30 protein-coding genes and 2 pseudogenes are annotated in these 26,559 nt (G+C 73.1%); 16 read left to right on the forward strand and 16 right to left on the reverse strand.

Annotation, left to right across the window (positions count from 1 at the left end):
- Positions 1–58: 58 nt before the first annotated feature.
- Positions 59–610: a zinc-binding dehydrogenase gene (locus ACGFIM_RS18710; protein ID WP_393201800.1), complete on the forward strand. Its 552-nt coding sequence runs from the start codon at positions 59–61 to the stop codon at positions 608–610.
- A gap of 105 nt (positions 611–715) precedes the next feature.
- On the opposite strand, the pseudogene ACGFIM_RS18715 reads toward ACGFIM_RS18710, so the two are convergent.
- The 4 genes and pseudogenes from ACGFIM_RS18715 to ACGFIM_RS18730 all read right to left on the reverse strand — a co-directional run.
- Positions 716–1,234: pseudogene (locus tag ACGFIM_RS18715) on the reverse strand (aminoglycoside phosphotransferase family protein); the annotation flags it as partial.
- Positions 1,235–1,474: 240 nt separating this feature from the next.
- Positions 1,475–1,915: pseudogene (locus ACGFIM_RS18720) on the reverse strand (aminoglycoside phosphotransferase family protein); the annotation flags it as partial.
- 318 nt (positions 1,916–2,233) lie between these two features.
- The gene (locus ACGFIM_RS18725) at positions 2,234–3,112 is read right to left on the reverse strand and encodes a 1,4-dihydroxy-2-naphthoyl-CoA synthase (RefSeq protein WP_393201802.1); all 879 of its coding nucleotides are present in this window, start codon (positions 3,110–3,112) and stop codon (positions 2,234–2,236) included.
- Positions 3,113–3,122: 10 nt separating this feature from the next.
- Positions 3,123–3,638 carry a PadR family transcriptional regulator gene (locus ACGFIM_RS18730; RefSeq protein ID WP_393201804.1) on the reverse strand — a complete coding sequence of 172 codons (516 nt, stop codon included), beginning with the start codon at positions 3,636–3,638 and terminating at the stop codon, positions 3,123–3,125.
- An 80-nt stretch (positions 3,639–3,718) separates the two neighbouring features.
- Between ACGFIM_RS18730 and ACGFIM_RS18735 the strand changes: the two genes are divergently transcribed.
- Positions 3,719–4,273, forward strand: a complete 555-nt coding sequence (locus ACGFIM_RS18735) for a hypothetical protein (RefSeq protein ID WP_393201806.1) — start codon at positions 3,719–3,721, stop codon at positions 4,271–4,273.
- Positions 4,274–4,279: 6 nt separating this feature from the next.
- On the opposite strand, the gene ACGFIM_RS18740 is transcribed toward ACGFIM_RS18735, so the two are convergent.
- Positions 4,280–4,612, reverse strand: coding sequence for a metalloregulator ArsR/SmtB family transcription factor (locus ACGFIM_RS18740; protein WP_364064360.1), 333 nt, complete (start codon positions 4,610–4,612; stop codon positions 4,280–4,282).
- Between the two features lie 86 nt (positions 4,613–4,698).
- Here ACGFIM_RS18740 and ACGFIM_RS18745 point away from each other — a divergent pair, with 86 nt between their 5' ends.
- Entirely contained in the window at positions 4,699–4,869 is a 171-nt protein-coding gene (locus ACGFIM_RS18745; RefSeq protein WP_393201808.1) for a DUF3073 domain-containing protein, read from the forward strand.
- 69 nt (positions 4,870–4,938) lie between these two features.
- On the opposite strand, the gene ACGFIM_RS18750 is transcribed toward ACGFIM_RS18745, so the two are convergent.
- The 5 genes from ACGFIM_RS18750 to ACGFIM_RS18770 all read right to left on the reverse strand — a co-directional run bounded on the left by ACGFIM_RS18750 (position 4,939) and on the right by ACGFIM_RS18770 (position 8,727).
- A complete protein-coding gene (locus tag ACGFIM_RS18750; RefSeq protein ID WP_393201810.1) occupies positions 4,939–6,336 on the reverse strand; it encodes an LCP family protein in 1,398 nt (465 codons plus the stop codon).
- Positions 6,337–6,429: 93 nt separating this feature from the next.
- Positions 6,430–6,696: a DUF6510 family protein gene (locus ACGFIM_RS18755; protein ID WP_393201812.1), complete on the reverse strand. Its 267-nt coding sequence runs from the start codon at positions 6,694–6,696 to the stop codon at positions 6,430–6,432.
- 1 nt (position 6,697) lies between these two features.
- The gene (locus ACGFIM_RS18760; RefSeq protein ID WP_393201814.1) at positions 6,698–7,426 is read right to left on the reverse strand and encodes a ferredoxin reductase; all 729 of its coding nucleotides are present in this window, start codon (positions 7,424–7,426) and stop codon (positions 6,698–6,700) included.
- Positions 7,426–8,025, reverse strand: a complete 600-nt coding sequence (locus tag ACGFIM_RS18765; protein ID WP_393201816.1) for a sulfite oxidase-like oxidoreductase — start codon at positions 8,023–8,025, stop codon at positions 7,426–7,428. The genes ACGFIM_RS18760 and ACGFIM_RS18765 overlap by 1 nt, the downstream gene beginning before the upstream one ends.
- A 219-nt stretch (positions 8,026–8,244) precedes the next feature.
- A complete protein-coding gene (locus ACGFIM_RS18770) occupies positions 8,245–8,727 on the reverse strand; it encodes an MSMEG_6728 family protein (protein ID WP_393201818.1) in 483 nt (160 codons plus the stop codon).
- Positions 8,728–8,806: 79 nt separating this feature from the next.
- On the opposite strand from ACGFIM_RS18770, the gene ACGFIM_RS18775 reads away from it, so the two are divergent.
- A complete protein-coding gene (locus ACGFIM_RS18775) occupies positions 8,807–9,559 on the forward strand; it encodes a xanthine dehydrogenase family protein molybdopterin-binding subunit (protein ID WP_393201820.1) in 753 nt (250 codons plus the stop codon).
- Positions 9,463–10,500 (forward strand): xanthine dehydrogenase family protein molybdopterin-binding subunit, encoded by a 1,038-nt coding sequence (locus ACGFIM_RS18780; protein ID WP_393201822.1) that lies wholly within the window; start codon positions 9,463–9,465, stop codon positions 10,498–10,500. Before ACGFIM_RS18775 ends, ACGFIM_RS18780 begins: the two co-directional genes overlap by 97 nt.
- Positions 10,501–10,691: 191 nt before the next feature.
- On the opposite strand, the gene ACGFIM_RS18785 is transcribed toward ACGFIM_RS18780, so the two are convergent.
- Entirely contained in the window at positions 10,692–10,853 is a 162-nt protein-coding gene (locus tag ACGFIM_RS18785; protein WP_393201824.1) for a hypothetical protein, read from the reverse strand.
- Between the two features lie 198 nt (positions 10,854–11,051).
- On the opposite strand from ACGFIM_RS18785, the gene ACGFIM_RS18790 reads away from it, so the two are divergent.
- The 8 genes from ACGFIM_RS18790 (at position 11,052) to ACGFIM_RS18825 (ending at position 18,390) form a co-directional block, all read left to right on the forward strand.
- Positions 11,052–11,519 carry an ATP-binding protein gene (locus tag ACGFIM_RS18790; protein ID WP_393201826.1) on the forward strand — a complete coding sequence of 156 codons (468 nt, stop codon included), beginning with the start codon at positions 11,052–11,054 and terminating at the stop codon, positions 11,517–11,519.
- A 306-nt stretch (positions 11,520–11,825) separates the two neighbouring features.
- Positions 11,826–12,650, forward strand: a complete 825-nt coding sequence (locus ACGFIM_RS18795) for a patatin-like phospholipase family protein (protein WP_393201828.1) — start codon at positions 11,826–11,828, stop codon at positions 12,648–12,650.
- Positions 12,651–12,761: 111 nt separating this feature from the next.
- Positions 12,762–13,748 carry a helix-turn-helix transcriptional regulator gene (locus ACGFIM_RS18800; RefSeq protein WP_393201830.1) on the forward strand — a complete coding sequence of 329 codons (987 nt, stop codon included), beginning with the start codon at positions 12,762–12,764 and terminating at the stop codon, positions 13,746–13,748.
- A gap of 57 nt (positions 13,749–13,805) precedes the next feature.
- Positions 13,806–14,183, forward strand: a complete 378-nt coding sequence (locus ACGFIM_RS18805; RefSeq protein WP_393201832.1) for an STAS domain-containing protein — start codon at positions 13,806–13,808, stop codon at positions 14,181–14,183.
- Between the two features lie 98 nt (positions 14,184–14,281).
- On the forward strand, positions 14,282–14,947 hold the full coding sequence (locus tag ACGFIM_RS18810; protein ID WP_393201834.1) for a glycosyltransferase family 2 protein: 666 nt from the start codon (positions 14,282–14,284) through the stop codon (positions 14,945–14,947).
- Complete coding sequence (locus ACGFIM_RS18815; RefSeq protein ID WP_393201836.1) at positions 14,944–15,663, forward strand: TIGR04282 family arsenosugar biosynthesis glycosyltransferase; 720 nt, start codon at positions 14,944–14,946, stop codon at positions 15,661–15,663. Before ACGFIM_RS18810 ends, ACGFIM_RS18815 begins: the two co-directional genes overlap by 4 nt.
- Positions 15,660–16,649 (forward strand): NAD-dependent epimerase/dehydratase family protein, encoded by a 990-nt coding sequence (locus ACGFIM_RS18820; protein WP_393201838.1) that lies wholly within the window; start codon positions 15,660–15,662, stop codon positions 16,647–16,649. The genes ACGFIM_RS18815 and ACGFIM_RS18820 overlap by 4 nt, the downstream gene beginning before the upstream one ends.
- A 226-nt stretch (positions 16,650–16,875) precedes the next feature.
- Complete coding sequence (locus tag ACGFIM_RS18825; protein ID WP_393201840.1) at positions 16,876–18,390, forward strand: glycosyltransferase 87 family protein; 1,515 nt, start codon at positions 16,876–16,878, stop codon at positions 18,388–18,390.
- Here ACGFIM_RS18825 and ACGFIM_RS18830 read toward each other — a convergent pair.
- The 3 genes from ACGFIM_RS18830 to ACGFIM_RS18840 all read right to left on the reverse strand — a co-directional run bounded on the left by ACGFIM_RS18830 (position 18,385) and on the right by ACGFIM_RS18840 (position 20,823).
- The gene (locus tag ACGFIM_RS18830) at positions 18,385–18,996 is read right to left on the reverse strand and encodes a class I SAM-dependent methyltransferase (protein WP_393201842.1); all 612 of its coding nucleotides are present in this window, start codon (positions 18,994–18,996) and stop codon (positions 18,385–18,387) included. The genes ACGFIM_RS18825 and ACGFIM_RS18830 overlap by 6 nt on opposite strands.
- A 61-nt stretch (positions 18,997–19,057) precedes the next feature.
- On the reverse strand, positions 19,058–19,501 hold the full coding sequence (locus tag ACGFIM_RS18835) for a hypothetical protein (protein ID WP_393201844.1): 444 nt from the start codon (positions 19,499–19,501) through the stop codon (positions 19,058–19,060).
- On the reverse strand, positions 19,498–20,823 hold the full coding sequence (locus ACGFIM_RS18840; RefSeq protein ID WP_393201846.1) for a molybdopterin-dependent oxidoreductase: 1,326 nt from the start codon (positions 20,821–20,823) through the stop codon (positions 19,498–19,500). The genes ACGFIM_RS18835 and ACGFIM_RS18840 overlap by 4 nt, the downstream gene beginning before the upstream one ends.
- 256 nt (positions 20,824–21,079) lie before the next feature.
- Here ACGFIM_RS18840 and ACGFIM_RS18845 point away from each other — a divergent pair, with 256 nt between their 5' ends.
- The 3 genes from ACGFIM_RS18845 (at position 21,080) to ACGFIM_RS18855 (ending at position 23,570) form a co-directional block, all read left to right on the forward strand.
- Positions 21,080–21,508, forward strand: coding sequence for an organic hydroperoxide resistance protein (locus ACGFIM_RS18845; protein ID WP_393201848.1), 429 nt, complete (start codon positions 21,080–21,082; stop codon positions 21,506–21,508).
- Positions 21,509–21,583: 75 nt separating this feature from the next.
- Positions 21,584–22,141 (forward strand): hypothetical protein, encoded by a 558-nt coding sequence (locus tag ACGFIM_RS18850; RefSeq protein WP_393201850.1) that lies wholly within the window; start codon positions 21,584–21,586, stop codon positions 22,139–22,141.
- Position 22,142: 1 nt separating this feature from the next.
- A complete protein-coding gene (locus tag ACGFIM_RS18855) occupies positions 22,143–23,570 on the forward strand; it encodes a dihydrolipoyl dehydrogenase family protein (RefSeq protein WP_393201852.1) in 1,428 nt (475 codons plus the stop codon).
- Between the two features lie 88 nt (positions 23,571–23,658).
- On the opposite strand, the gene ACGFIM_RS18860 is transcribed toward ACGFIM_RS18855, so the two are convergent.
- Together ACGFIM_RS18860 and ACGFIM_RS18865 are read right to left on the reverse strand one after the other, a co-directional pair.
- Entirely contained in the window at positions 23,659–24,876 is a 1,218-nt protein-coding gene (locus ACGFIM_RS18860) for a phosphatidylserine/phosphatidylglycerophosphate/cardiolipin synthase family protein (protein ID WP_393201854.1), read from the reverse strand.
- A gap of 149 nt (positions 24,877–25,025) precedes the next feature.
- The gene (locus ACGFIM_RS18865; protein ID WP_393201856.1) at positions 25,026–26,537 is read right to left on the reverse strand and encodes an ABC transporter substrate-binding protein; all 1,512 of its coding nucleotides are present in this window, start codon (positions 26,535–26,537) and stop codon (positions 25,026–25,028) included.
- Positions 26,538–26,559 lie beyond the last annotated feature (22 nt).

The following is a 26,559-nucleotide window of genomic DNA, read 5'->3' on the forward strand; positions in this document are numbered from 1 at the left end:
GTTCCCGACTCGGTATCGAGTTGACCTCGAGTGCGGTTGAGGTTGCAGCCTGGTCGGCATGAGCGAGGTCATGCGAGCGGCCGCCGTCGCCGAATCGGGCGGCCCGGAAGTGCTGACGGTCATGGAGCCGCCCGCTCCGCAGGCCGGGCCGGGCGAGGTCAGAGTGCGCGTGCGGGCCGCCGGAGTGCAGCCGTTCGACACGGCCGTCCGGCAGGGGTGGCTGCCCGCGTGGATGGGGGAGATGCCGTATCCGCGCATCCCCGGCAACGCGTTCGCCGGCGTGATCGACCAGGTGCGCGCCCTCGCGCCCGGCGGGGTGCACGCCGCGCTCGACGGGGCCGGCGGGCACGCCCTGGACGTCTCCCTCGAGCTGGTCGCCGACCGGCAGCGCATCGTCACGCTCGTCGAACACGGCAAGGCCGATGCGCTCGGCGTGCGGCTCGTGCGCGGCGAACGCTCCGCCGAACGGCTCGGCCGCTACGCGCGCCTGTACGCGGAGGGCGAGTTCGCCTGGCCCGTGCGGCGGACGTACCGGCTGGAGGAGGCCGCGGGGGCGCACCGCGAGGTCGAGGGCCGCCACGGCGCCGGCAAGGTCGTCCTGACGATCTGACACCCCTCCACGGTCGCCCCGCGCACCGCCTGAGGCGGGGCGCGTCTTGGACCGGCGGCCGGCGGGGCGTTTTCGGCCGGGTGCCTGCTTCTGGTCGCTCGCCGCTCACCAACGGGTGTGCACGGCTTCGGCGATCGTGAGCTGGACGTCGTCCAGTTCGCGCGCGCCTTCGCGGACCAGCCAGAGGCAGTTCTGCAGCACCCGGCCGAGCGTCCAGCCGGCCGCCCTGCGACGGTCGATGCCGAGCCCGTCGGTCATGAGGTCGAAGCGCCGCAGCACCGCCCGGCGCGCGTCGCCGGTGGCCACGGCCTCGTCCCAGCGGTTCCACAGGGCGGGCAGCAGCTCGAACCCGGGGTCGCCGGCCAGCGGCTTCGGGTCGATGGCGAGCCACGGCTCCCGCTCGGCCGCCAGCACGTTCGCGTAGTGCAGGTCCCAGTGCAGGAGCCGGTCGCGGTGGCCGCCCGCCGGCTCGCGCGTCAGCTCGGCGACCGCGGCCGCGCACCGGCGCAGCCAGTGGCGGTCGCGCTCGCGCGGCAGCTCCGCCACGGCCCCGTCCACCTCCGCCAGCATCCGCCGCGCGATGTCCTCCAGCCGCCGCAACCCGCCGAACCCGGGATTCGCCACGCCCGCGCCACCGGCGGAGGCCGTTTCCACCCCCGTGGAAGGGGGAGCCGAGTCCGCGGGCGCGGTGTCGCCGGTGGCGGGACCGCCGGGCGCGGCCTGGCCAGGCGTGAGCCGGCCGGACGTGGTGTGGTCGGGCGCGGTGTCGTGGGGTGTGGTGTGGTCGGGCGCGGTGTCGTCGGACGTGGTGTGGTCGGACGTGGTGTGGTCGGGTGTGGGGGCGCCGACGCCGGGCGTGAGGCGGTCCGGTGCGGGCTGTGGGGCGGGGTGGGCTGAGAGGCGGCGGAGGAGGGCGGTCAGGACTTCGAGTGCGGCCATGACGTCGGGGACGGTCTCAAGCGACCGGCCCGCCTCCAGGCGTTCGAGCAGCAGGGTGCCGGTGGCGGGGTCGGCGTCGAGCAGGCGTACGGAGCCGTCGCCCGCCCACGTGCGCAGCGCCGGCGCCTCGTGCGCGGTCTCCTCGGTGACGGGCTGGAGCTTGAGCGCCGCGCGCGTGCCGTCGGCCCGCACCACGGGCAGCACGAGCGCCACGATGCCGTGGCTCGGCTCTCCGTCGGGCCGCAGCTCCCACTCGTCCAGGAAGCGTTCGGCGAGCGCGGGCAGCGCGGCGACCCAGGCCGGCCCCGCGTCCTTTGCGTAGCGCAGGTGAGAGGCGGTCAGGGCCGGGGGCACCGTGATCCTCATGGCCTCAGTCTGCCAAGAAGCACGAACCCGTCGGCCCCGGTGGCCTGCGCCCGCGTCGGCCCGTCGCCCCGGTGGCCTGCGCTCGCGTCGGCCCGTCGCCCCGGTGGCCTGCGCTCGCGCCGGCCCGTCGCCCCGAGCCTGCGCCTTCCGGAGCGGGGAGGGGCGTGCGGCCGCCGCCCCTGGCGTTCGCTGAGGTGCGCGGGAGGGCGCCGCTCCTCTGGGTGCCGGGGCGGGTGGCCGCTGTCTCAGGTCGTGTGGCGCGGGGCCGGGGCTTTCGGGAGGAGGGTGCGCTGGACGCACAGCCCCGGCCGGCGCGGGTCAGTAGTGCCAGGGGAAGCGGGACCAGTCGGGCTCGCGCTTCTCCAGGAACGCGTCGCGGCCTTCGACGGCCTCCTCCGTCATGTACGCCAGCCGCGTCGCCTCGCCCGCGAACACCTGCTGCCCCACGAGCCCGTCGTCGACGGCGTTGAAGGCGAACTTGAGCATGCGCTGCGCGGTCGGCGACTTGCCGTTGATCTTGCGGGCCCACTCCAGCGCGGTGGTCTCCAGCTCGGCGTGCGGTACGACGGCGTTGACCATGCCCATGCGGTGGGCGTCGGCCGCGGTGTAGGTCTCGCCGAGGAAGAAGATCTCGCGGGCGAACTTCTGCCCGACCTGCCGCGCCAGGTAGGCGGAGCCGAACCCGCCGTCGAAGCTCGCCACGTCGGCGTCGGTCTGCTTGAAGCGGGCGTGTTCTGCGCTGGCGATGGTGAGGTCGGCGACGACGTGGAGGCTGTGCCCGCCACCGGCGGCCCATCCGGGCACGACGCAGATGACGATCTTCGGCATGAACCTGATGAGCCGCTGCACCTCCAGGATGTGGAGGCGGCCGGTGGAGGGGGTGCCGTCGGCGTACTGGTAGCCGTCCTTGCCCCTGATGCGCTGGTCGCCGCCGGAGCAGAAGGCCCAGCCGCCGTCCTTGGGCGAGGGGCCGTTTCCGGTGAGCAGGACGCAGCCGACGTCGGTGGTCTGCCGGGCGTGGTCGAGCGCGCGGTAGAGCTCGTCGACGGTCTGCGGCCTGAAGGCGTTGCGGACTTCGGGACGGTTGAACGCGACGCGCACGGTGCCCTGATCGACGGCCCGGTGGTAGGTGATGTCGGTGAAGTCGAATCCCTCGACCGGCTGCCACGCCTTGGGATCGAACAGCTCGGAGACCATGGCCGAGAGCCTAACCGATCTGCTTCTCCGCCCATTCGGCCCACTCCTGCTGGCTGCGGGCGAGGCGGTGGCCGTATTCGAGGACGAGGCGGCCGTACGTCGACAGGTTGCCGGAGCCGCCCTCCACGACGCCGCGGATGCTCTCGAGGTGCTCGAGCTGCTTGCGCGCGAGCTGCGCCTGGGTGCTGAGGTACGCCTTGGCCTCCTCGGGTGACAGGCGCCCGAGGAAGAAGACGCGCAGCAGCATGTCGCTGCGCACCACCCGCGTGGGCTCGACCTCGGTGAGCCAGCGGCGCAGCTCGGCCCGGCCCTTCTCGGTGATCGTGTACTCCTTGCGGCCGCGCGGCCCTTCCGCCGAGACGTCGATCAGTCCCGCTTCGGCGAGCTTGCCGAGTTCGGAGTAGAGCTGGCTCTGTGTCGCGGGCCAGACGTTGGCGAGCGAGACGTCGAACAGCTTCATCAGGTCGTATCCACTGGCGGAACCCTCTTCGGAGAGCAGTCCCAGCACGGCATGTCGAAGACTCATATTCCTATGTTGACATATCGAACTTGGAAGGTCTAGCTTCGACCTGTCACAAGTGGAACGTCAAACGGGGGTCATCACCCATGCGCGGACTGATCGGATTCCTGCCCTGGATCGTCTACGCGTTCGTCGCCACCAGCGACGAATGGCGCTGGGGCGCCATCACCGGCCTCGTCATCGCCGTCGTCCTCGTGCTCATCGACCGCCGGTCGGGCAAGGCATGGGATGAGATGGTGATCGAGAGCAGCGCGGCGATCTTCTTCGCCTGCCTCACCGCGCTCTCGCTCGCGGACCCGCACTCCCCGCTCACGCCGTACGGGCCCGCGCTGGTCAATGTCTGGCTGGCCGGCACCGCCTGGGGCTCGCTGGCCATCCGCAAGCCGTTCACCCTGGGCATCGCGCGTACGAGGGCGCCCAGGGAGGTGTGGGACCACCCGCGCTTCTACCGGCTCAACGCGGTGCTCACCGCGGTCTGGGCGCTGGCCTTCACCGCCGCCGCCATCGCCCTGACCCTGGTGCTGCACGCCTCCCTTCACGCGACGGCGCTGGTCGTCGCCATCAAGGTGCTGTCGTTCGTGGTGCCCGCCGCCTTCACCGCGTGGTACCCCAACCACGTGCGGCGGGCGTACGCCGAGTGATGCGTTCTAGGTGACCTCGGCGCGCAGCTCCGCGAGCAGCTCGCCCTGATCGGCCAGCATGTCGGTGAGGATGCGCCGCGCGGCGTTCAGCAGATCGGCGAGCTCCGGCGTGGCCAGCGTGTAGACCACCGTGCTGCCCTCGCGGATCGCGCTGACGATGCCGGCTCTGCGCAGGACCGCGAGCTGCTGCGACAGGCTTGAGGCCTCGATGTCGATCTGGGCCAGCAGATCCCTGACGGGTAGCGGCCCGTTCTGGAGTAGCTCCAACACTCGGATGCGAGCGGGGTGGCCGAGCGTCCGGAAGAAGTCGGCCTTGGCCTGGTAGACCTCCACGTGCATATTGTCAGAGTAATCCAGCGCAGTTGCATAATTCTTCAAGTCGCTATGTTGTTGGATAGCATGACAGCGGGGACTAGGGAGGCGCCATGGGCCGAGGAAGAGCCAAGGCGAAGCAGACGAAGGTCGCTCGCCAGCTGAAGTACGCGCACCACAACATCGACTACGACCGGCTTCGCGAGGAGCTGGGCGCCGACACGCGACGCGAGGAGATGTACCAGCCGACCACGTCGGAGCAGGAGCCCGAGCGCGGGCGCTGACCGGGGCCGGCCTCGCGGCACGCCGGAGCCCCATGCTCCGGCGGGCCCCAAGACGGCCCCGTCCACCGGTCAGGTGGCGCACGTGTCGTGCGTGGCGTCGAAGCCCTTGAGCGCTTCCGCGTCGTTCGCCCGCAGGGGCTTGAGTCCCTGCCAGTCGTCACCGATGACCAGCACCAGCCTGCTGGTACGCGCTGCCTCCAGCTCTCGCGGCCGGCTCTTCAGCAGGTCTTTCGTGAGCGTCGGCACCCGCGTCGCGCCGTTGGGCCCGTAGAGCACGGTGGTCGCCCGCTGCGGCTTGCGGGCGGTGTCGCCGATCTTGGCGATGTGATACCCGCGCTGTTCGAGTGCGGCGGCCACCTGGGTGGCAAGGCCCGTACGCCAGGTGCCGTTGCGCAGCTCCACCTGGATCTTCGAGCGGGCCACCTTCTCCTGGCCGCCCTTGACGCCCTCGACGCTCTCGTCCTTCGCGACGATCTGGAACAACCTGCGCGCCTGGGGCTGCACCCACTCCACCCGGCCAGGGTTGGTCAGCGAGTAGTGCCACGGCGTGGTGATGAAGCGGATCTTGCCGGCGTCGATGCCCTGGAGGCTGGTGGCGAGATCCTTCATGACGCCGATGGTCAGGCCGCGGTCGGTGGTGACCGCCTTGGTGCCGGCGTCGAGGACGGAGAGCAGCTTGGCGGGGTTGCTGAGCGTGTCGCCGTTCAGCACCTTCTTCACCATCGACGCGATGAACATCTGCTGCCGCTGGATGCGCCCGATGTCGGAGCCGTCGCCGAGGCTGTAGCGGGCGCGCACGTAGCCGAGCGCCTTCTCGCCGTCCAGCGTCTGGCGGCCCGCGGGCAGGCGCAGCAGCGCCTTCTTGTCGTCGATCGGCTCGGGCAGGCACACCTCCACGCCGCCGACCGCGTCGACGATGCCCTTGAAGCCGGTGAAGTCGACCTTCACGAAGTGGTCGATGTGGATGCGGGTGAGCGACTCGATCGTCTTCCACGTGCAGCCGATGCCACCGGAGTTGAACGACTCGTTGATCATGCCGATGTGGGCCCGCTGACCGGGGAAGGAGCCGGTGGCCCGGCAGTCCGGGAGCTGCACGAGCGAGTCGCGCGGGAAACTGATCACCATCGCGTTGTCGCGCCGCGACGACACGTGGACCAGCAGGATCGTGTCGGTGCGCTCGCCCGCGACGCGGCCGTACTTCGCGTTCTTGCCGTCGCGCTGGTCCGAGCCGACGACCAGGAGGTTCATCGCGGTCGTGGCGACCTTGGGCGGGCGGGTGGCGCCGAGGTCCTCGGCGGTGATGTCGGTCTGCTTGACGTTGCCGGTCAACCGGGCGAAGACGCCCACGGCGACGCCGACGACGAGGAGCACGACCACCACGGAAACGGTGATGACCCAGCGCAGCCAGTGGCGGCGCGGCTGGAGGCGGTGACCGGACGGCGGCGCGTCGGCAAGACCCCTGCTCACGTGACATCCCCCTACGACCGGGGCCGAGGGTGGCGCCCGTGGCCAAGAGCCTCGCCGTACAGATCTCGGCCGGTGAACGAAGCCAGAGTGTACTCAGTCGGGCACGCTCATGCGCAGGGAAACGGTGCCTCGCAGGTCGAGCCAGGCCGTGCCGGGGCCGCGTACCAGCCTGAGCACCACTTCGTCGCAGCCCGGGCAGCGGCCGACCAGGCCGGGGTCGGGGCCGTAGACGCGCAGCGAGGCGATCGGCCCTTCCAGGCCGCAGCTCGTGCAGCGGCCGGTGGCGGAGACCACGTCCACCGCGAAGATCTCGCCCAGCGGGCCGGCCAGCGCGTTGCCGTCGAGGTGTTCCGCCGTCATGTCAGCCTCCGGTGGGACCGAATCGTTCGGTTCTGATGCGTTCGGGGGCGTGGCCGAGCGCGAGCAGCAGGTCGGCCGCCGTCTCCACGAACCCGGTCGGCCCGCACACGAAGCAGTCGGGCTCGAACGCGGCCGGCCAGCCGCCCTCGGCCAGGTCGTCCAGCATGATGCGGCGCGGCGGCCGGGACGAGCCGTCGGGCGCCGAGCGGGTGTAGAGGTAGGTGACGTCGAGCCCGGGGTCGGGGGTGCGCAGCTCGTCGGCGTAGTAGCGGCGGTCCGGGGCCCGCAGCGAGTACACCAGGCGGAACGGCACGCGGCTGCCCGCCTGCCGGCGCGCCCTGATCATCGCCATCAGCGGCACGATGCCGGCCCCGCCGCCGACCAGCAGCACCGGCGGGTTGCTGCCGGGACGCCAGACGAACCAGCCGCCCACCGGGCCGCGCACCTCGATCCGGTCGCCGACCTCCATCACCTCGGCCAGGTAGGGCGACACCTCGCCGTCGGGCACGCTCTCCACCGTCAGCTCGATGACGTCGCCGTCGGCCGGTGCGGCCAGCGAGTAGCTGCGCTGGGCGGTGTAGCCGTCCTCGGCCGTGAGCCGCACGTCCACGTGCTGGCCGGCCAGGTGCCCTGGCCAGCCGGACACCCGCAGGCGCAGCGTGCGCGCCGTGGGGGTCTCCTGCTTGACGGCGACCAGCTCGGCCGGCCGCCAGGCGTGCCTACGGCGCATCAGTCGCCCTCGTAGCGCTGCTCGCGCCAGGGGTCGCCGTAGTTGTGGTAGCCCGCGGTCTCCCAGAAACCCGGCCAGTCCTCGTTGAGCAGGCGGATGCCGCGTACCCACTTGGCGGACTTCCAGAAGTACAGGTGCGGGACGAGCAGCCGGGCGGGACCGCCGTGCTGGGGCGCCAGCTCCTCGCCGCCGTAGCGGTGCACGATCCACGCCTTGCCGTCGAGCAGGTCGTCGACCGGCAGGTTCGTGGTGTAGCCGCCGTACGAGTAGACCAGGGCGTGGTCGGCGGCCGACTCGACGTTCTCGAAGAGCACGTCCAGCGACACGCCTTGCCACTCGGTGTCCAGCTTCGACCACCGGGTGACGCAGTGGATGTCCACGGTGGGCGTCTCCTGGGGGAGCGCCATGAACTCGTCCCAGGTCCAGCGGTGGGTCTGCCCGTCTTCGGTGTCGATGGCGAACTCCCACCGGTCGAGCGGGATCCGCGGCGTCGGGCCCGCCGACAGCACCGGGAAATCGTGAACCAGGTACTGGCCCGGCGGCAGCCGATCGCTGTCGCTCCTGCGTTTGCCGGTGAAACCACGCGAAATGATGGCCACGTCGCCTCCTTCGGCCATTTCACCACGAACTACCCCGATGACCACAGGTGACTCGCCCGTCCACTGAGGGAGGGAGGCGGGGCGGGCCGATCGGGTGGCGGCCAGAGGTGCGGGATGTCGTCCGGGGCGGTCCGGAGTGCGGTCCGAAGGTGCGGGATGTCGTCTGGGGCGGTCCGGAGTGCGGTCCGAAGGTGCGGGATGTCGTCCTCGCCCGTCCGGTCAGGGAGGTGGGTCGGGGAGGCGGTCGGAGCGCGGCCAGACGTAGGGGAGGTCGTCCGGCTCGTCGTCGCCGAAGACCGGACGGTAGAAGCCGGGGTCCTTGCGCAGCAGCGCCGAGCGGTGGCTGAGGTGCAGCGCCTCGTCGCCGAGCCAGGGCGGCAGCTCCCCGGCCGCCGCGAGCTCGCTCTGGTCGCGTACGCCCGTCCTGCCCAGGTGCGCGGCCAGCTCGGCCGTCATCGTGCCCGCGCACGTGTCGGGGCGGTCCATGGCGCACCAGCGCAGGCACACCTCCAGGCCGTAGCGGACGAGGGCCTCCTCGTAGCCGGCCCACATCTTGACGACGGGGTGGTGCCGCCAGCCGTACCCGGGGACGGTGAGGGCGCGCAGCACCTGGAGCGCCTCGACGCGCTGCTTGCCGAGGCGGAGCGGGTCGAGGACCGCCGCGGATGCCGCGAAATCCGGATAAGGCAGAAATGTTTGCATCGATCCGTCCCCCCCCGCTGACGTGCCCCTCCTCGCGGATCGTATAGACCGGCCGCCGCCCGGCGCTCACAATCAGGCCATGGGAGACGCCTATGTCGGCGCTCGGACGCCGCGACGGGAAGACGCCAGGCTACTGACAGGAAAGGGACGATACGTCGGCGCGGTGCGCCTGCCCGGCACGCTCCACGCGTACGTGCTGCGCAGCCCCATCGCCCACGGCCGCTTCCTCGGCTGCGACGCCAAGGCGATCAGGGCCGTCGAGGGGGTGATCGACGTCATCACCCCGGAAGAGGCCGCCGGCCTGCGCCTGCCCTGCGTCAGCGTGTCGCCGGGGCAGCGGCTCACCTCCTATCCGGTGCTCGACGACACGATCAGGTACGCGGGCCAGCCGCTCGCCGTCGTCGTCGCCCGCACCCCCGAGGCCGCGAGGGACGCGGCCGACCTGCTTGATCCCCACCTCGACGAGCTGCCCGCCGTCGTCGGCGTCGAACGCGCCATCGCCGAGGACGCACCCGCGATCTATCCGGAGCTGGGCGGGAACGTGGCCGCCGACTTCACCGTGGGCGACGAGGACTGCGCGGCCGTCATCGACGGGGCCGAGCACGTGATCGAGATGACGTTCAGGATCGGCAGGGTCTCGCCGCACCCGATGGAGCCGCGCGGCGTGGTGGCCTCCTACGACGGCGAGGAGCTGAGCTGCCCTGCACCACGCGTGCCCTGCGCACGCTCAAGGACATGGTCCGCCCGATCAGCAAGGACGACGGGCGCAGGCGCGGCATCGGCTACTCCTGCCACGTCGAGTCCACCGGCATGGGGCCGTCGATGGACATGAAGGCGATCGGCATGCTGGCCGGCGGCTACGAGAGCGCCGTGCTGCGCATGGAGCAGGACGCCTCCGTGGTCGTCTCCTCGGGCGTCGTCTCGATCGGCCAGGGCATCGAGACGACGCTGGCCCAGCTCGCCGCCGACCGGATGGGCGTGCCCATCGAGTCCGTACGCGTGGTGCTCGGCGACACGGCGTCGACGCCGTACTCGTCGATCGGGTCGATCGCCAGCCGCTCGCTGACGGTCGGCGGCGGCGCGCTCACGCAGGCGGCGGACCGGTTGCGCGGCAAGCTGCTCGCCATCGCCGCGCACCGGCTGGAGGCGGCGGCGGAGGACCTGGAGATCGCGGACGGCTCGGTGCGGGTGAAGGGCGACCCGCGGGCGTCGGTGACGCTGAAGGAGCTCGCCACCTCGGCCTGGCGCGGCTGGGACCTGCCCGGCGGCATGCAGCCCGGCCTGGAGGAGCGGGTCGGCTACGACCCGCCCGGCTACACGTTCGCGTACGGGGCGCACGCGGCGGCCGTGGCCGTCGATCCGGAGACCGGGGCCGTCGAGGTCGAGGGCTACTGGGTGGTCAACGACTCCGGCGTGCTGGTCAACCCCACCGTCGTCGAAGGGCAGCTGCGCGGCGCCGTGGCGCAGGGCATCGGGCAGGCGCTCACCGAGGAGATCGTCTACACCGCCGAGGGCCAGCCGATCACCGAGTACCTGCTGCCGACCACGCGCGAGGTGCCCGACATCGAGATCGCGATGCTGCAGACGCCGTCACCGGTGACGCCGGGCGGCATGAAGGGCGCGGGCGAGGCGGGGACGATCGGGCCGCCCGCGGCCATCGCCAACGCGGTCGCCGACGCGCTCCCCGAGATCGCCGGGTCGATCGCGCAGGTGCCGCTCACCCCGCAGACCGTCTGGTCGCTGCTGCAGGACGCCCGGCGAACGTCCGGCTAGTGGGCGCGCGCCCGGGGAATGCGCTGCCGGCCCCGGGCGCGGCCTGGAATGTTAGCCGGGTCCTGGCGCGGATGTCAGATCGGGGCCCGCCTTTCGGACGTCAGGCCTGGTCTTGGAGCCGGATGCCGGGCCGGTCGGGGATCGTGTCCGGTCTCCGGCCGGGATCGTGTCCGGTCCGGCGGGGGCGGGCGTCAGGCCGGGGACGGGCCGCCGGTGAGGTCCTCCAGGGCCTTGCCCGACTCCGACAGCGCCCGCTCGAGCGCCTGCCGGCCGGCGGGCTTGTGCTCGGCCTCCGGCCGCCTGCGGCGCTTGGCGGCGTCGTTCTCGGGTGCGTTGCGATCTGCACTGCTCATGCGGGGGTCCGTACCCGGCCGGGTACGGCGGCGCGCGCCGACGGGCGAAACCCTGCCGATTTCTCCCCGAATCTTTGACCCGTTCGGGCCTTTCGTGCGTACAGGTTTCGACGGCCGTGTACGCCGACCCCTAGGCAGGTCCTCTTGTTGAGCGAACGCCGCCCTGCACCGGAAAGACCGGAACCGGAAAGAGACGCCATGACCAGGCTGCGATCGACTCGCCGGAGCCGTAAGCAGTACGCCTGGCCGCTGCCCGAGGACGCGCGGACGGCAGGCCACGCACGGGCTCTCATGCGAGAACGGCTGACGGAACTCGCCCTCCCACCCGACCTGGTCGACGACGCCGTGCTCATGGTGAGCGAGCTGGTCACCAACGCCCTCATGTACGGCGACGACCCGTACGAGCTGCTGCTGCACGTGGACGCCAAGGAGATCATGTGCGCGGTCGTGGACGGCAGCCCGGTGCTGCCCGCCCAGGCCCCGCACGACCTCGCCGCCGAGCACGGCCGCGGCCTGCGCATCGTGGCCCGCCTGTCCGACGGCTGCTACGGCTGCCACCCCCAGCGTTACGCCACCCGGCCCGACCTGGTCGGCAAGGCCACCTGGTTCGCGATTCCGCGCGAGGGCACGGCGGGCAACGTCGTGCCGCTCAGAGCGGGCCTTTGACGCGCTGCGTGGTCATCGGGGCGTGTCGCGGCCTTCGAGGCGTTCGCGACGGGCATCGCCCACTACCGCCGCCACGTCTACGCCGCGGGCGCCGACCCGGCCGGCAACTGGTGACACTGGCAGATCGGCGTGCCGAAGGCGCTGCCCGCCTGCCGGAGCGGTGGCCATGGTCAAGGGGTGGGCGGTGCGCGGGACGTACCGGCCGATGCTGCAGCACACCGAGCCCGCCCTGCACCTCCCGCAGGATGAGAACCGGCCGATCGGGAGTTGACCCTGGTAACGGGCGCAGGACGACGGAGGTGCGCGATGAGCGTGAACGGGCGTGCATTGGTACTGGGCGGCGGCGGGGTCGCCGGGATCGCGTGGGAGACCGGCGTGCTCGCCGGGCTGGCCGAGCAGGGCGTGGACGTCCTCGCCGCCGACCGCATCGTGGGCACCTCCGCGGGCTCCACGGTGGCCGCGCAGATCACCGCCGGGCTGCCGCTGACCGACCTGCTCGCCCGCCAGATCGACCCGGCACGGCACACCCCCGAGCTGGACCCCGGCGTGGCGGTCGAGGAGCTGCGGGCCCGCTTCGAGCAGATCTACGCGAACACCCCCGACCCTGCGGCCCGGCTGCGCGAGATCGGCGCGCTGGCGCTCGCGGCCCGCACCGTCTCCGAGGCGGAACGGCGGGCCGTCATCGAGGCCAGGCTGCCGGCGCACGACTGGCCCGAGCGCGACCTCGTCATCGTGGCCGTGGACGCGGAGACCGGCGAGACCCGCCTGTTCGGGCCCGACGACGGGGTGCCGCTGGTGGACGCGGTGGCGGCGAGCTGCGCGGTCCCCGGTGTGTGGCCGTGCGTGACCATCGGCGGGGCCCGCTACATGGACGGCGGCGCCCGTACGAGCACCAACGCCGACCTCGCGGACGGCTTCGAGCGCGTCCTCGTGCTGGCCCCGAGCCCCGACATGGGCGAACCCGCCTGGAGCGGGCTCAAGGGCGCGGTCGAGGTGATCGAACCCGACGAGGCGTCGCTGGCCGCCTTCGGCACGAACGTCCTCGCCCCCCGGTCGCGCACGCCGAGCGCCGAGGCCGGCCTCGCCCAGGGACGCACCGCCGCCGCCCGCGTGGCCGCGCTGTGGGGGTGACGGCCGGGGCACACAGGACCGCTGGGGCGCGGGTTCGTGACGCGAACCCGCATGATCCATGACCGGGACGCGCCTTACCATCGCGGGAGAGGCTGACGAGCGGAGCGTCCGATGGAGCCGTTGACCTTCGAGAGCCGTGATCTCGGCCAGACCGAGGAGTTCCTCAGCAGGGCGTACGCCAGGATGCGCATCGGTTCCGACGTGGCCAGCCCGCGCACCCGCGTCTCGCGCCGCGTCATGGGGGCGGTCATCGCCGACCGGCTGGAGTTCGACTACGACATGAGCTACGCGGTGAACCCGCTCGGCAGGGTCTGCCTGCTCCTCGTCGAGTCCGGCACCATCGCCAACCGGGTCGCGGGCGAGGACGAGGAGGTCTTCGTGCCGGGCGACGCGGTGCTGCTCAGCCCGCCCGACCGGCCCTACAGCGGGCGCCTGCGCCGCGCCGGCTACAGCATCCTCATGTTCGACACCGGCCTGCTCCAGCAGGTGGCGGCCACGCTGCCGGGCCGCCGTGCGGAGCCGGTCCGGCTGCTCGGGAACCGCCCCGTCTCGGCCGCGGCCGCGCGGCACCTGCGCCGCACGATCACGTACGTACGCGACGACGTCCTGTCGGACCCCGAGCTGGCCGCGGCGCCGCTCGTCGCCGCGGGCGCCGGGCAGTTACTCGCGGCCACCGTGCTCTCCGCCCTGCCCAGCAACGCCGCGCTGCCCGGCGACGAGGCCGCCGCCGACCGCCGCGACGCCCACACCCAGACGCTCCGCCGCGCCGTCGCGTTCATCGACGAGCACGCCGACGCGCCGCTCGGCATCGCGGAGATCGCCGCCGCCGCCCGCGTCACCCCGCGCGCGCTCCAGTACGCCTTCCGCCGCCACCTGAACACCACACCGCTCGGCTACCTGCGCCGGGTGCGCCTCGCCAGGGCCCACGACGAGCTGCGCGCCGGCGACCCCGCCACCCTCACCGTCGCCGCGGTGGCCGCCCGATGGGGGTTCTTCCACCCCGGCCGCTTCGCCTCCATGTACCGGGCCGCGTACGGCTGCGCCCCCAGCGAGACGCTTTTCGCTTCGTGTCCAGCTCCGCTTCGCTCCACGTGCTGACCGGCCCCGTGACCGGGGTGAGAGTGGATCGGAGATGCCCACCACGGAGCCACCGCCATGCCGTCGCCCCTGACCTACACCCGCCGCGACCTGCCCGGCGGCCTCCTCATCACCGTGCGAGGCGAGCTCGACACCACCAACGAGCGCGGCCTCGAGTCGTACGTCCGCGAGCACCTGCGCCCCGGCGACGACCTGATCCTGGACCTTGGCGGCGTCACCTTCATCGACAGCCATGGGCTCTACCTGCTGCTCCGGCTGGACGCCGCCGTCCGCGACCTGGGCGGCGCGCTGCGGGTCGCCTCCGTCCAGGCCGCGCCCGCGCGGGTGCTGCGCATCAGCGGCATCTGGCGGCTGCTCGACATCCGCCCCGACGTCGCGGCGGCCGTGGCGGCCATGCGCGGCGAGCACGCGAACGGCCCCTGTCGCCCGTGCTGACCGCCGCGCCAGGGATGCCCTCATAGCAGGTAATTTCTCGGGAAGGCCGCCCTGTCCCGGCAGGGGGTGCGGGCGGCGGGCGGCCTAGCGTCGGCGGCATGAAGATCGACGTGGTGCTGCCGTGCCTGAACGAGGCGGCGGCCCTCTCGTGGGTGCTCGGGCGCATGCCGGACGGCTTCCACCCGATCGTGGTGGACAACGGCTCGACCGACGGATCCGCGCGGATCGCGGCCGAGCTGGGCGCGACGGTGGTGACCGAGCCCAGGCGCGGGTTCGGGGCCGCCTGCCACGCCGGGCTCGAGGCGGCGGCGTCCGACGTCGTGTGCTTCATGGACGCCGACGCCTCGCTCGACCCGGCCCAGCTCCCCCGCGTCGCCGATCCGGTCACGGCGGGGGAGCGCGACCTGATGCTGGGCCGCCGCGTCCTGGCGTCCGGCGCCTCCTGGCCGCTGCACGCCCGGCTCGGCAACGCCGTGCTCGCCGGCGTGCTGCGCCGCCGCACGGGGGTTCCGCTGCGCGACCTGGGGCCGATGCGGGCGGCGCGGCGCGTGCCGCTGCTCGACCTCGGACTGATCGACCGGCGCTTCGGCTACCCGCTGGAGATGGTGCTGCGCGCCGGGGCGGCGGGCTGGCGCATCGGCGAGACCGGCGTCGACTACCTGCCGCGCCGGGGCAGGTCCAAGGTGACCGGCACGGTACGCGGCACGCTGCGCGCGGTCGGCGACATGCGCCGCGTCATGACCCGTCAGGGCCGGGCCGCGTGACCGCCCCGCCCGCTCCCGGCGCGCCCGCCGAGCCGGGCGGTCAGGTGGTCGCGCCGCCGCTCACCGCCGGACCGGCCGGACCGGGCGGTCAGGTGATCGTGATCGCCAAGGAGCCCGTTCCCGGCAGGGTGAAGACCCGCCTGGTGCCGCCGCTCACTCCCGAGGAGGCCGCGGCGCTGGCGGGCGCCGCGCTGGAGGACACGTTGCGGACCGTCGCCGAGGTGCCCGCCGCGGGCAGGGTGCTGGCGCTCGACGGCGCGCCGGGGCCGTGGCTGCCCGCCGGGTTCACCGTGCTGCCGCAGCGCGGGGACGGCCTGGACGAGCGGCTGGCGGCGGCGTTCGAGGACGCCCACCGGCTGCGCCCCGGCCCCATGGTGCTCATCGGCATGGACACCCCGCAGGTCGCCCCCGGCATGCTCGCCGACGCGCTGGCCCTGCTCGGCAGGTACGACGCGGTGTTCGGCCCCGCGACCGACGGTGGCTTCTGGCTGCTCGGGCTGCGCATCCCCGCGACCGCGCTGCTGCTCGGCGTGCCGATGTCGGAGCCCGTCACAGGCGAGATCCAGCTGCGCAGGCTGAGGGAGGCCGGGATGAGCGTCGCGCTGATGCCGCGCCTGACCGATGTGGACACCATGGCGGACGCGATCGAGGTGGCGAGGCTGGCCCCGGGCTCCCGGTACGCCGCCGCCCTCGCGGAAACGGGAGCACGGCGATGACGGCGATCCTGGTGACCGGCTCGGCCGGGTTCATCGGCGGTCACGTGGTGACGGCGCTGGAGGCGCGCGGCCACGAGGTGATCGGCTTCGACCTGCGTACGGGCGACGACGTGCGCGACGCCGCCCGGCTCGACCGGGTGCTGCCCGGCGTCGGCTCGGTCGTCCACCAGGCGGCCAAGGTGGGGCTCGGCGTGGACGTCGCCGACCTGCCCGACTACGCCTCGGCCAACGTGTACGGCACGGCGGTCCTGCTCGCCGCGATGGCCAGGCACGGCGTGGAGCGGCTGGTGCTGGCCTCGTCGATGGTGGTCTACGGGGAGGGCGCGTACGACTGCGCGCGGCACGGCCGCGTACGCCCCGGTCCGCGCGCGGCCGCCGACCTGGCGCGGGGGCTCTTCGAGCCGCGCTGCCCCGAGTGCGGCGAACAGGTGGTGCTCGCCGAGATCACCGAGGACGCCCCGCCGGACCCGCGCAACGCGTACGCGACGACCAAGCTCGCCCAGGAGCACCTGGCCGCCAACTGGGCCCGCGAGACCGGCGGCACGGCGGTGGCCCTGCGCTACCACAACGTCTACGGGCCCGGGATGCCGCGCGACACGCCGTACTCGGGGGTGGCGGCGATCTTCCGGTCGGCGCTCGAAGCCGGTCGCGCGCCGCGCGTCTTCGAGGACGGCGGGCAGACGCGCGACTTCGTCCACGTACGCGACGTCGCCGACGCCAACGCCCTCGCGCTGGCCGCGGGGACGCCTGGCGCGCTGACCGCGTACAACGTCGCGAGCGGCACCCCGCACACCGTCGGCGACCTGGCCGAGGCGCTCGCCGCCGAACGCGGCGGGCCCGCCCCGGTCGTCACCGGCGAGTACCGGCTGGGCGACGTCCGCCACATCGTGGCCAGCCCCCGCCGGGCGGCGGCCGAGCTGGGCTTTCAGGCGCGGGTCGGCTTCGCGGAAGGCATCAAGGAATTCGCCACCGCCCCCTTGGCCTGACCCGCCCACCGTGCCGACCCACCGAGCCGCCCGGCGGAACCCCCCGAAGTCCCGGCCTCACCGGCCGGGCCGGCCCGGGTTGCCCGGCACGCCCGGCTCGCCGGTCGGGGCGGCCTGTGCTGCCCGGCTCGCCGGTCGGGGGCGCCCGGCTCGCCGGTCGGGCTGCGGGGGCGGAGCGTCGTGAGCGGGGCCCGGCCGCATGCGTCACTGGGAGCGAGGTCCGTACGTGGAGGAGCAGGCGACCCGGCCCGGCGATCCGGTCGTGGAGCGGGGCGGGGCGGCGCGAAGGGGACATCTCGGCCGCATCGCCGGCGCGTGGGTGCTGCTGGCCGGGCTGGTCGGGGCGCTGGTGCCGGCGGTCACGGCGGGGTCGCTCACCGGGGACTTCTCGGCGCTGATCCGCTGGTACGCGCTGTCGTGGGTGCTGTTCGGCGCCGCCGTGCGGGCGCTGCGGCGGGTGCCGTACAGGCAGGCGGTGTTCCTGCTGCTCGCGGGGGCGGTCGCGGTGCCGGCGACCGGGCTGCTCGCGCCTCCGGCGACCAGCACCGACTCCTACCGGTACGTCTGGGACGGCCGGGTGCAGGCGGCGGGGATCTCCCCGTACGCTCACGCCCCCGGAGATCCCGCGCTGGCCGGGCTGCGCGACCCGTGGCTGTTCCCGACGGGCAGGGCCTGCCACCACCCGTACCGGTATCCCGTCCACGACCCCGACGGGTGCACGCGCATCAACCGCCCGGCGGTGCACACGATCTACCCGCCGCTGGCGGAGGCGTACTTCCTGGTCGTGCACCTGCTCTCGCCCGAGGGAAGCCGGCACAAGCCGCCCCAGGCGGGCGGCGCGCTGCTGGCGCTGGCGACGTCGCTGGCGCTGCTGTGGGCGCTGCGCCGCAGCGGGCGCGCCCCGGTCCTGGCGGCCTGCTGGGCGTGGTGTCCCGCGGTGCCGCTGGAAGCGGTCAACAACGCCCACGCCGACGTCCTCGCCGTGCTGCTCGCCGTCCTCGCGCTGGCGGTCGTCGCCCGGCACAGGGCGGGCGGCGGCGCACTGCTCGGCGCGGCGATCGCCGTCAAGTTCCTGCCCGCGCTCGCGGTACCGGGCGCCCTGTCCGGTCTGCTCGCCCGCCGAGCGCGGAGTGCGGCCCGCAGCTCCTCGCGCGGCCCGGCCTCCGGCCCCGCGCGGGAGGCGGCCTCGCGCGCCGGTGCGGTGCCCGTGCGGCGCCGGGTGCGGGATGCGGTGGCGGTGGTCGGGGCCGCCGCGCTGGTCGTCGGGCTGGCCTACCTGCCGTACGTGCTCGCGACCGGCGGCGGCTCCGTGCTCGGCTACCTGTCCGGCTATCTCGACGAGGAGGGGTACGCCGGGTCAGGCGGCGGCCGGTACGCGCTGCTGCGCCTGGTCGTGCCGGACGCGGCGGCCGGGCCGGCGGCGCTGGCGGTCGTCGCGATCATGGCGCTGCTCGTGCTCCGCCGCGGCGATCCCGGGCGGCCGTGGCGCGGGGCGCTGACGGTGACGGGGGTGGCGTTCCTCGCGTTCACGCCCGGCTACCCCTGGTACGCCCTGCTGCTGGTGGCGCTGGTCGCGCTCGACGGGCGGCGGGAGTGGCTGGGCGTCCCGGTCGCGAGCACGGCCGCGTACCTGGGGGTCGATGACGGTACGGCGGCGTACGCGGTGGCGGCGGCCGTGGTGCTGGCGGGAGCCGCCCTGCGGGCGGCGGGCGGCCGGTCGCAGATCAGAAGCCGGTCATGACAGCGCCGCGAACCAGCGGCCGGCCACGCTCCACTGCTCGACGTGCGGGAACCCGCACCGCGCGGCGAGCGGCTCGATGTCGCCGGCCGAGACGGTGGCCCAGGAGAACCACTCGCCGGTGCGGCCGTCGTGACGCAGCCGCACCCGGTCGATGGAGCTCTTGGTGCCGGGCGGGCACAGCTCGGTCAGCACGGTCCCGCCGGGCTTGACGAGCTGCCGCAGCCGGCGCAGCAGCGCGACGGGGTCGCCGCCGATGCCGATGTTGCCGTCGGTCAGCAGAGCCTCGGCCCAGCGTCCGGCGCCGGGGATCGGGCCGAAGACGCAGCGCTGCAGGGCCAGCCCGCCGGCGCGCAGGGTGAGCTCGACGGCGAGTGGTGTGACGTCGATGCCGAGCGCGAAGACGCCGCGCCGGGTGAGCGCCACGGTCAGCCGGCCGGGCCCCGAGCCGACGTCGAGCGTGGGGCCGCCGCAGCGGGCCAGGACGCACTCGTCGCCCTCGATGGGCCGCAGCCACCGCTGGGCGGCGAGCGGCGTGACACGGCCGTCGGCGTACTCGACCTCGACGTATGCGCCGCGCAGGCCGTGCTCGTAGAGGGCGCCGATCATGCCGGTACGCCGTTCCCACCCGTGGTCACGGCTCGCCCGGCGGCCGGTGGCAGCCGACCGCTCAACGATCCCGCCGTTTCGCGGCCCGCCGCCGCGCCGCGTACAGGAGCCCGGAGCCGGCGAAGAGCGCCAGGGTGACGAGCAGCCACCGCGTCAGGTAGGGGGCGGTGCTCAGCCCGGCGGCCGAGCGGTAGTTCGCCTCGGCGCTGCCCAGGATGAGCGGGAACCACACCAGCAGGAGCAGCAGCGACAGCGCGGCGGGCACCCGTACGTGGTTGGTCCAGCGGCGGCCGCGCAGCACGCCGTCGGCGGCCGTGTAGAGCGGCCACATCACGAGGTCGTGCGAGACGATGGCGCCGACGAACCAGACGGCGAACCCGAGCAGGATGCCGGCCCCCACCACCCGCGTCAGCGCGTAGCCGGCCACGGCGAAGCAGGCCGCGAGCCCCGCGAGGTGCCACGGGCTCGCGCCGTACGCGCGCCGCCACAGGCCCGGCCCGCTCACCGCGGCTCCTGGAAGAAGCCGAGCCTGTGCACCCACTTGGTGGTGTGCACGCCGGGCAGGTTCGGCGCCATGATCCGGGCGGGGTAGCCGTGGTCGAGCGACAGGTCGGCGCCGTTGACGCGCAGCGCGAGCAGCGAGCGCGGGTCGGCCACCTGCCGGGCGCTGAGCGAGGCCGCGCCGAAGTAGCCCACCCGCTGCACCGACACGGCGGTGACCCCGGCGGTGCCCGGCGCGCAGCCGGTCAGCGCGGCGAGGTCGGCCAGCCGTACGCCCGTCCACTCCTGCTCGGTGGACCAGCCCTCCACGCAGGCGATGGGCAGCGCGTACGTGTGCAGCGGCATGGCCAGCAGCTCGGCCCTGGTGAGCACCACCGTCCGCGGCCCTGCGAGGGTCAGCCGCCATGCCTCGCCGGTGTCGGCCGCGGTCACACCGAGACCGGCCGCCGTCTTGTTGATCTGGAAGTCGTTCGGCCCTGGCCCGTAGTCGCGGCCGTGCGGGGCGAGCAGCGCCGTGCGGCGCAGCGGGCCGTCCAGCGTCTGGCCCACCGACAGCCCGAACATCAGCGCCGAGCCGCCGCCGACGAAGGCGAGCAGGCCGCGCCGCGAGATCGTGGGTGCGGCCGGGCTCTGCGCGACCAGGCCGTCGGGGTCGGGCGGCTCGGGCCGCGTGCCGGCCAGGTCGGTGCGCAGCTCGCGCGGGAAGTCTCTGGAGCGCAGCGCCCGCACGGCCTTGGGCAGTTTCAGCGCGACGTGTACGGCGAGCGCCGCCAGGAGAATCCACGCGCCGTAGAAGTGCGCCGGATAGAACGAGAACGGGAAGACGTAGAAGAGCTGGATGTTCAGGATGCCGGTGACGAACTGGAAGACGGCCCCGCCCACCAGCAGCACCAGGCTGAGGCGCTCCACGGCCTGCGCGGCCGACCGGGCGGGCGGCCAGTCGAACAGCTTCGGGATCACCGACCAGAGCTTGGCGAGCAGCACCGGCACCAGCGTCAGGCCCAGGATGACATGGGCGCCCTGGGTGACCCGGTAGAGCCAGGCGGGCTCCGTCGGCCATGCGAAGAGGTAGAGGCCCAGCAGCCCCTTGCCCGGCGTGGTGTCGTTGCCCGGCAGGCGGGGCTCGTACGCGGCGTACGACAGCAACCCGGTGATCGCGACGATGGTCAGCCCGGCCAGCAGCACCATGCCGAAGACCGCGGTGAGCCACGGGCCGCGCAGCGGGCTGCGCCAGAAACCTGGACGGAACGGCCCGGGAGGCCCCGACCGCCGCCACCGCGCGAGCGTCCTTCTCCTGGCGGCTGGTCCAGGTGGCTTGTCAGGCACGGGCACTCTCCGGATAGCGTCGGCGCATCGTGCTGGTGTCCTTACCGCGAGTAGCGTCCGTGATGCGGGGCTCTGGTAAACATTGCGGCAGATCGTCCCCTTTGTGTCCTCCCTAGTGACGCGCTTGCTGACACAGCGCAAAGCTGCGATCGCGCATCGTAGACAGGCTAGGTAGAACGTTCGGTCTTGACGCCTCTGTGCCCGCGGATGCATGATGAGGGAGATAGAACGTTCGGTCTACCACTGGGGAAACGTCATGAGCGAGACTCTGTACACCGGCATCGCCACCTCCACCGGCGACGGCAGGGCGGGAGGGCAGGCGAGGACCAGCGACGGCCTGCTCGACGTCTCCCTGGCCATCCCGAAGGAGATGGGCGGCCCCGGCGGCGCCACCAACCCCGAGCAACTGTTCGCGGCCGGCTGGGCATCGTGCTTCCACTCGGCGCTCAAGGCCGTCGCCGCCCAGCGCAAGACGCCGGTCACCGACTCGGCCGTCATCGCCGAGGTGCAGGTGCACCCCATCCCGGAGGGCGGGTTCACCCTCAGCGCCGCCCTGCACGCCGAGCTGTCCGGCCTCACACAGGAGACGGCCGACGAGCTCGTCGAGGCCGCCCACGCCATCTGCCCCTACTCCAACGCCACGCGCGGCAACATCCCGGTCACGGTGGACGCGACCGTCGCATGAACCCGGCGGCCGGGCCGCCCATGGACCCGCGGCCCGGCCGCCTCCCGCGCTGAACCACCCTTGAAAGGACACGCCGTGACCACCGTTGACACCCTCACCACCCGGGGCATCGCGCAGGCGCTGCGCAGGCTCTACTTCGTGCGGTTCGCCTTCCAGCTCATCTGGGCGGGCCTGGTCTTCGCCACCGCGTCACAGCTCGGGCCGCTCGGCATCGCGCTCGTCGTCATCTACCCGCTGTTCGACGTCGCGGCGGCCATCGTGGACGCCCGCTCGTCGAAGGCCGGGGGCACCCCTTACGGCCTGTACGCCAACATCGCCATCAGCACCTTGGCCGCCATCGGCCTGGCCGTGGCGAGCGGGAACGGCGTGCCCGGCATCCTCGTCGTGTGGGGCGCCTGGGCCATCGTCGCCGGGCTCGTCCAGCTCGTCGTGGCCGTCGTGCGCCGCAGGATGGGCGGCCAGTGGGCCATGATCCTCAGCGGCGGCATCTCCGTCCTGGCCGGCGGCTCGTTCATCATGGGCGCATCCGCCCCGAACCCGATGCTCACCAACATCGCCGGCTACGCCGTGCTCGGCGGCATCTTCTTCCTCATCTCCGCCCTGCGGCTCGGCCGCGCCGCCAAGGGGGCCTGACGTGGACGCGTACGACGTCGTCGTCATCGGCGCGGGACCGGTCGGAGAGAACGTCGCCGACCGGGTCGTCCAGGGCGGCCTGACCGCCGCCGTCGTCGAGCGCGAGCTGGTCGGCGGCGAGTGCTCCTACTGGGCGTGCATGCCGACCAAGGCCCTGCTGCGCAGCGGCGCGGCGCTCCGGGCGGCCCGCCGGGTGCCGGGGGCGCGCGAGGCGGTGACCGGCGGCCTCGACGTGGCCGCCGTCCTGCGCCGCCGCGACGCCTTCGCCTCGAACTGGACCGACGGCGGGCAGGTCGCCTGGCTCGACCAGGCCGGCATCCGGCTCTATCGCGGGCAGGGCAGGATCGCCTCCGCCGAGACCGTCGAGGTGGTGAGGGACGGCTCCGTCACGACGTTGCGGGCGCGGCACGCCGTCGTCATCGCGGCCGGCAGCGGCGCGCTCGTTCCCGCCATCCCGGGGCTGCGCGAGGCCGAGCCGTGGACGAGCCGCGAGGCCGTCGCCGCGACCGCGGTGCCGGGCACGCTCGCCATCCTCGGCGGCGGCGTGGTGGCGGCGGAGATGGCGACCGCGTTCGCCGCGTTCGGCTCGTCGGTGACGCTGCTGGCCCGCGACGGCCTGCTGCCCCGAGCCGAGCCCTTCGCCGGCGAACGGGTCGCGCAGGCGCTCGGCGAGTCCGGCGTCTCCGTGCGGATCGGCGCGGCGGCGGCGTCGGTCAAGCGGGACGGCTCCGGCAGGGTGCACATCACGCTGGCGGACGGCGGCGCGGTCGAGGCGGACGAGCTGCTGGTCGCGACCGGGCGCGTCCCGAACACCCAGGACATCGGGCTGGAGAACGTCGGGCTGGCGCCGGGCTCCTGGCCGGAGGTGGACGGCGCGCTGCGCGTGCTCGGCGGCGGGGCGCCGGTGGCGGACGGCCGGCTGTACGCGGCGGGCGATGTGAACCGGCGCGTCCTGCTCACCCACCAGGGCAAGTACCAGGCCCGCGCTCTGGGCGAGGCCATCGTGGCCCGCGCGAAGGGCGAGCCGGTCGACGACGGCCCCTGGGGCAGGCACGCGGTCACCGCCGACGAGCGTGCGGTGCCGCAGGTCGTCTTCACCGAGCCGGAAGTGGCGTCCGTGGGTCTCACCGCGGCCGCCGCGGGCGCGGCCGGCATCAGGACCCGCGTCGTCGACTACGACCTCGGCGCCGTCGCGGGCGCCGCGCTGCAGGCCGACGGCTACCAGGGGCAGGCCCGCATGGTCGTGGACGAGGACAGGAAGGTGCTCGTCGGGTTCACGCTCGTCGGACCCGACGTCGCGGAGCTGCTGCACGCCGCCACGATCGCGATCGCCGGCGAGGTGCCGATCGACCGGCTGTGGCACGCGGTGCCGTCGTACCCCACGGTCAGCGAGGTGTGGCTGCGGCTGCTCGAAGCCTATGGCCGCTGAACGGCCTCGCCCCGGCTCGGTGGGAGGAGCCGGGGCGAGGGACGGACGGGACCGTGTTCCGGGGCCGGGACCGGCCCGGGGACGCGCGTCAGGAGGCGGGCTGGGGCGGGACGCCGACCTCCCAGAGCCGGGCGAAGTTCGCCGCGTACGCCGCGACCACGCCCTTCTCGGACAGCTCGACCATCGCCTCGTCGTTACGCCGCAGCGAGGTGGCGTTGAAGTTGTGGCTGCCGGTCATCACCCAGCCCTTGCCCGAGCCGGGCCCGGTCGAGTCGGTGACCACCATGTACTTCGAGTGGATCCGCCCGGCCGGCGTCGAGCCGTCCAGCGCCCGCCGCTCGATGCCGGCGGCGTCCAGCGCGGCCGTCACCTCGTCGTCGGCGAGCCCGTGCACCACGCGCACCTGGCAGCCCGCGGCCTTCAGCTTCGCCAGCTCGTCGACGATGGCCAGGCGGGTGCCGTCCCACTCGGACTGGCCGATCTCGACCCGGGTGCGTCCCTTGTTCTTGCAGCCGACCTCGGCGAGCCGCTGCGCGATCGGGTCGCGGTCGGCCACCGGGTAGAACTGCGCGGTGACCTTGCCCGCGGGCCCGCCGGCGACGACCGTGGTGTCGTAGTCGGGGTTCTGCACCTCGGCGGCGAGGTCGTCGAAGTACTTCGCGTAGCCCTGGAACAGCTCGCCGTTGCCGGGCAGCACGACCAGGTTGTTCCAGTAGCTGGTGGAGTTGACGTCGGTGATGTTGTTGGACGCCTGGACGACGACGTTGCGCTTGCCGCCGGTCTCCGAGAACAGCGTGAACTTGTTGTGCATGCCCTTGGTGCCCTGGCAGGAGGAGGTGTTGCCCTCCGGGCTCAGGTGGCTGCACACGTGCACCCACGACGTGGCCGACTTGTCGGTGCCGAGTTCGCCGATGAGCTGCTGGGCGGCGGGGTTGTCGATCTGGTAGCCGTCGATGACCATGCGCACCTCGACGCCGCGGCGGTAGGCGTCGAGCAGCACGGCCACGTAGTCGGCCCCGGCGTCGCCCGAGATGACGAACTCGGCGATCTCGATCGACGATCCGGCGGGGGCCTGCTTGATCAGCGAGCAGAGGCGCTCGACGACCGCGGTGGGGGTGCCCGCGACGGGGTCGTTGAAGGCGGCGCCGGTCTCGACCGGCACGGTCTCGGCGTTGCGGCAGGCGCTGCGGGCCGGCTCGGGCAGCGCGGCCTGCGCGGCCGGGCTGAGCAGCAACTGCCCGGACAGGGTCAGCGCGGCGGCGAGACCGGCGACCACGACGGGGCGCGGGGAACGGTTACGAGGCATGGAGTCTCTCCAAAGCGGGGGGTGGCTGGACAGGTGCGGGCGGGGTCGGCCCGCGAACCTGGGAGGATTCCGCCGGCAGTCGACCGGCGGACGTCTGGGAGAAGACCGGCCGGAGTCAGCCGGCGGACATCTAGGAGAAATCCGTGAGGTCAGCCCACGGACACCTTCGAAAAGTCCGGACGCCCGCTGGCCGGCATCTCCAGCCCCTTCACGTCGTCGCGGATCGCGTAGTTGTTCTTGAGGTCCACCGGGTAGAGGCCGACCGCGTCATCCCAAATGATCTTGGAGGCCTGGGCGTACAGGTCCTTGCGCTCGTTCTGGTCGAGCGACTCGCGGGCCTTGACGAGGATCTTGTCGAGGTCCTTGTTGCAGTAGCCCATGCGCTTGGCGTCGCAGTTGTAGAGGCGGTTGATCGTGAAGTCCGCGTCGCCGGTGCCGGTGGAGTTGGTCTGCAGGTTCAGGTCCCAGTTGAGGGCGTTGAGGTCCTTGACCCAGGTCGCGCGCTCCTTCTCCAGCGGCTCCACCTTGATGCCGACCTTCTCCCAGGCCGAGATGAACGCCTGCGCCATCGGCCGGATGTTCGGCCCGCCCTCCAGCGGCCACTGCATCGTGGCGGTCACGCCCTTGTCGTAGCCGGCCTCGGCCAGCAGCTTCTTGGCCAGCTCGGGGTCGTACGAGTACGGTTCAAGCTGCGCCGCCCCGAAGACCTCCTGCGTGACCGGCGCCTGGCCGACCGTGCCGAGGTCGCCGAACAGGTCGCCGACGATGCTCTTGACGTCGACGGCGTGCAGCATGGCCTGGCGCACCTTGACGTTGTCGAACGGCTTGTTGTTCTGGTTGAACCACAGGAAGTAGTAGTTGTAGCCGGGGGCGCTGCCGTAGACGATGCCCGGCACGTCCTTCACCTCGTCCACCTGGTCCGGCGGGATCGAGGCCAGCACGTCCACCTCGTCGTTGTTCAGCGCGGTGATGCGGGCGGAGATCTCCGGCATGTTGAGGATCTCCAGCTTGTCCACCTTGGCCTTGTCGCCCCAGTACTGGTCGTTGCGGGTCAGCACCACCTTGTCGTCGGGGCTGAACGACTCGAACATGAACGGCCCGGTGCCGATCGGCTTCTGCCAGTAGGCGTCGTCGGTGACCTTGTCGCCCTGGCCGATGAAGACCAGCGACAGCGTGCTCGGCAGCGTGCCGAGCGGCGAGGAGGTGTGGAAGGTCACCGTGTGGTCATCGGTGGCCTCGATCTTCTCGATGGCGCTGAGCAGCGGGGTGAGCGAGCCGTTCAGGCCGATCAGCCGCTCGACCGAGCCCTTGACGTCCTTGGCGGTGAACGGCGTCCCGTCGCTGAACGTCACCCCTTCGCGCAGGTGGAAGACCCACGTCTTGTCGTCGGGGTTCTCCCATGAGGTGGCCAGCTTCGGCTGCGGCTGGCCGTCCTGCATGACGGTGAGCGTCTCGAGGCTCTGCTGGACCGTGGTCTGCACGGCCTCTTCGGCCGGGTACAGCTGCACGTCCAGCGACACGGGGAAGAGCTGCGGCGCGTAACGCAGCACCTTCTCCCCGCCGCCGGAGTCACCGGATCCGCCGGAGCCGCCGCAGGCCGTGAGGCCCAGCACCAGAGCGGCTGTGACGAGACAGCCCATGGCCCGGGATCGTGAGATCATGCCTCTCTCCTTCATTCGTTCT

Origin of the sequence: Nonomuraea sp. NPDC049309, from assembly GCF_043196965.1 — a bacterium.
Taxonomy (GTDB): Bacteria; Actinomycetota; Actinomycetes; order Streptosporangiales; family Streptosporangiaceae; genus Nonomuraea; species Nonomuraea fastidiosa.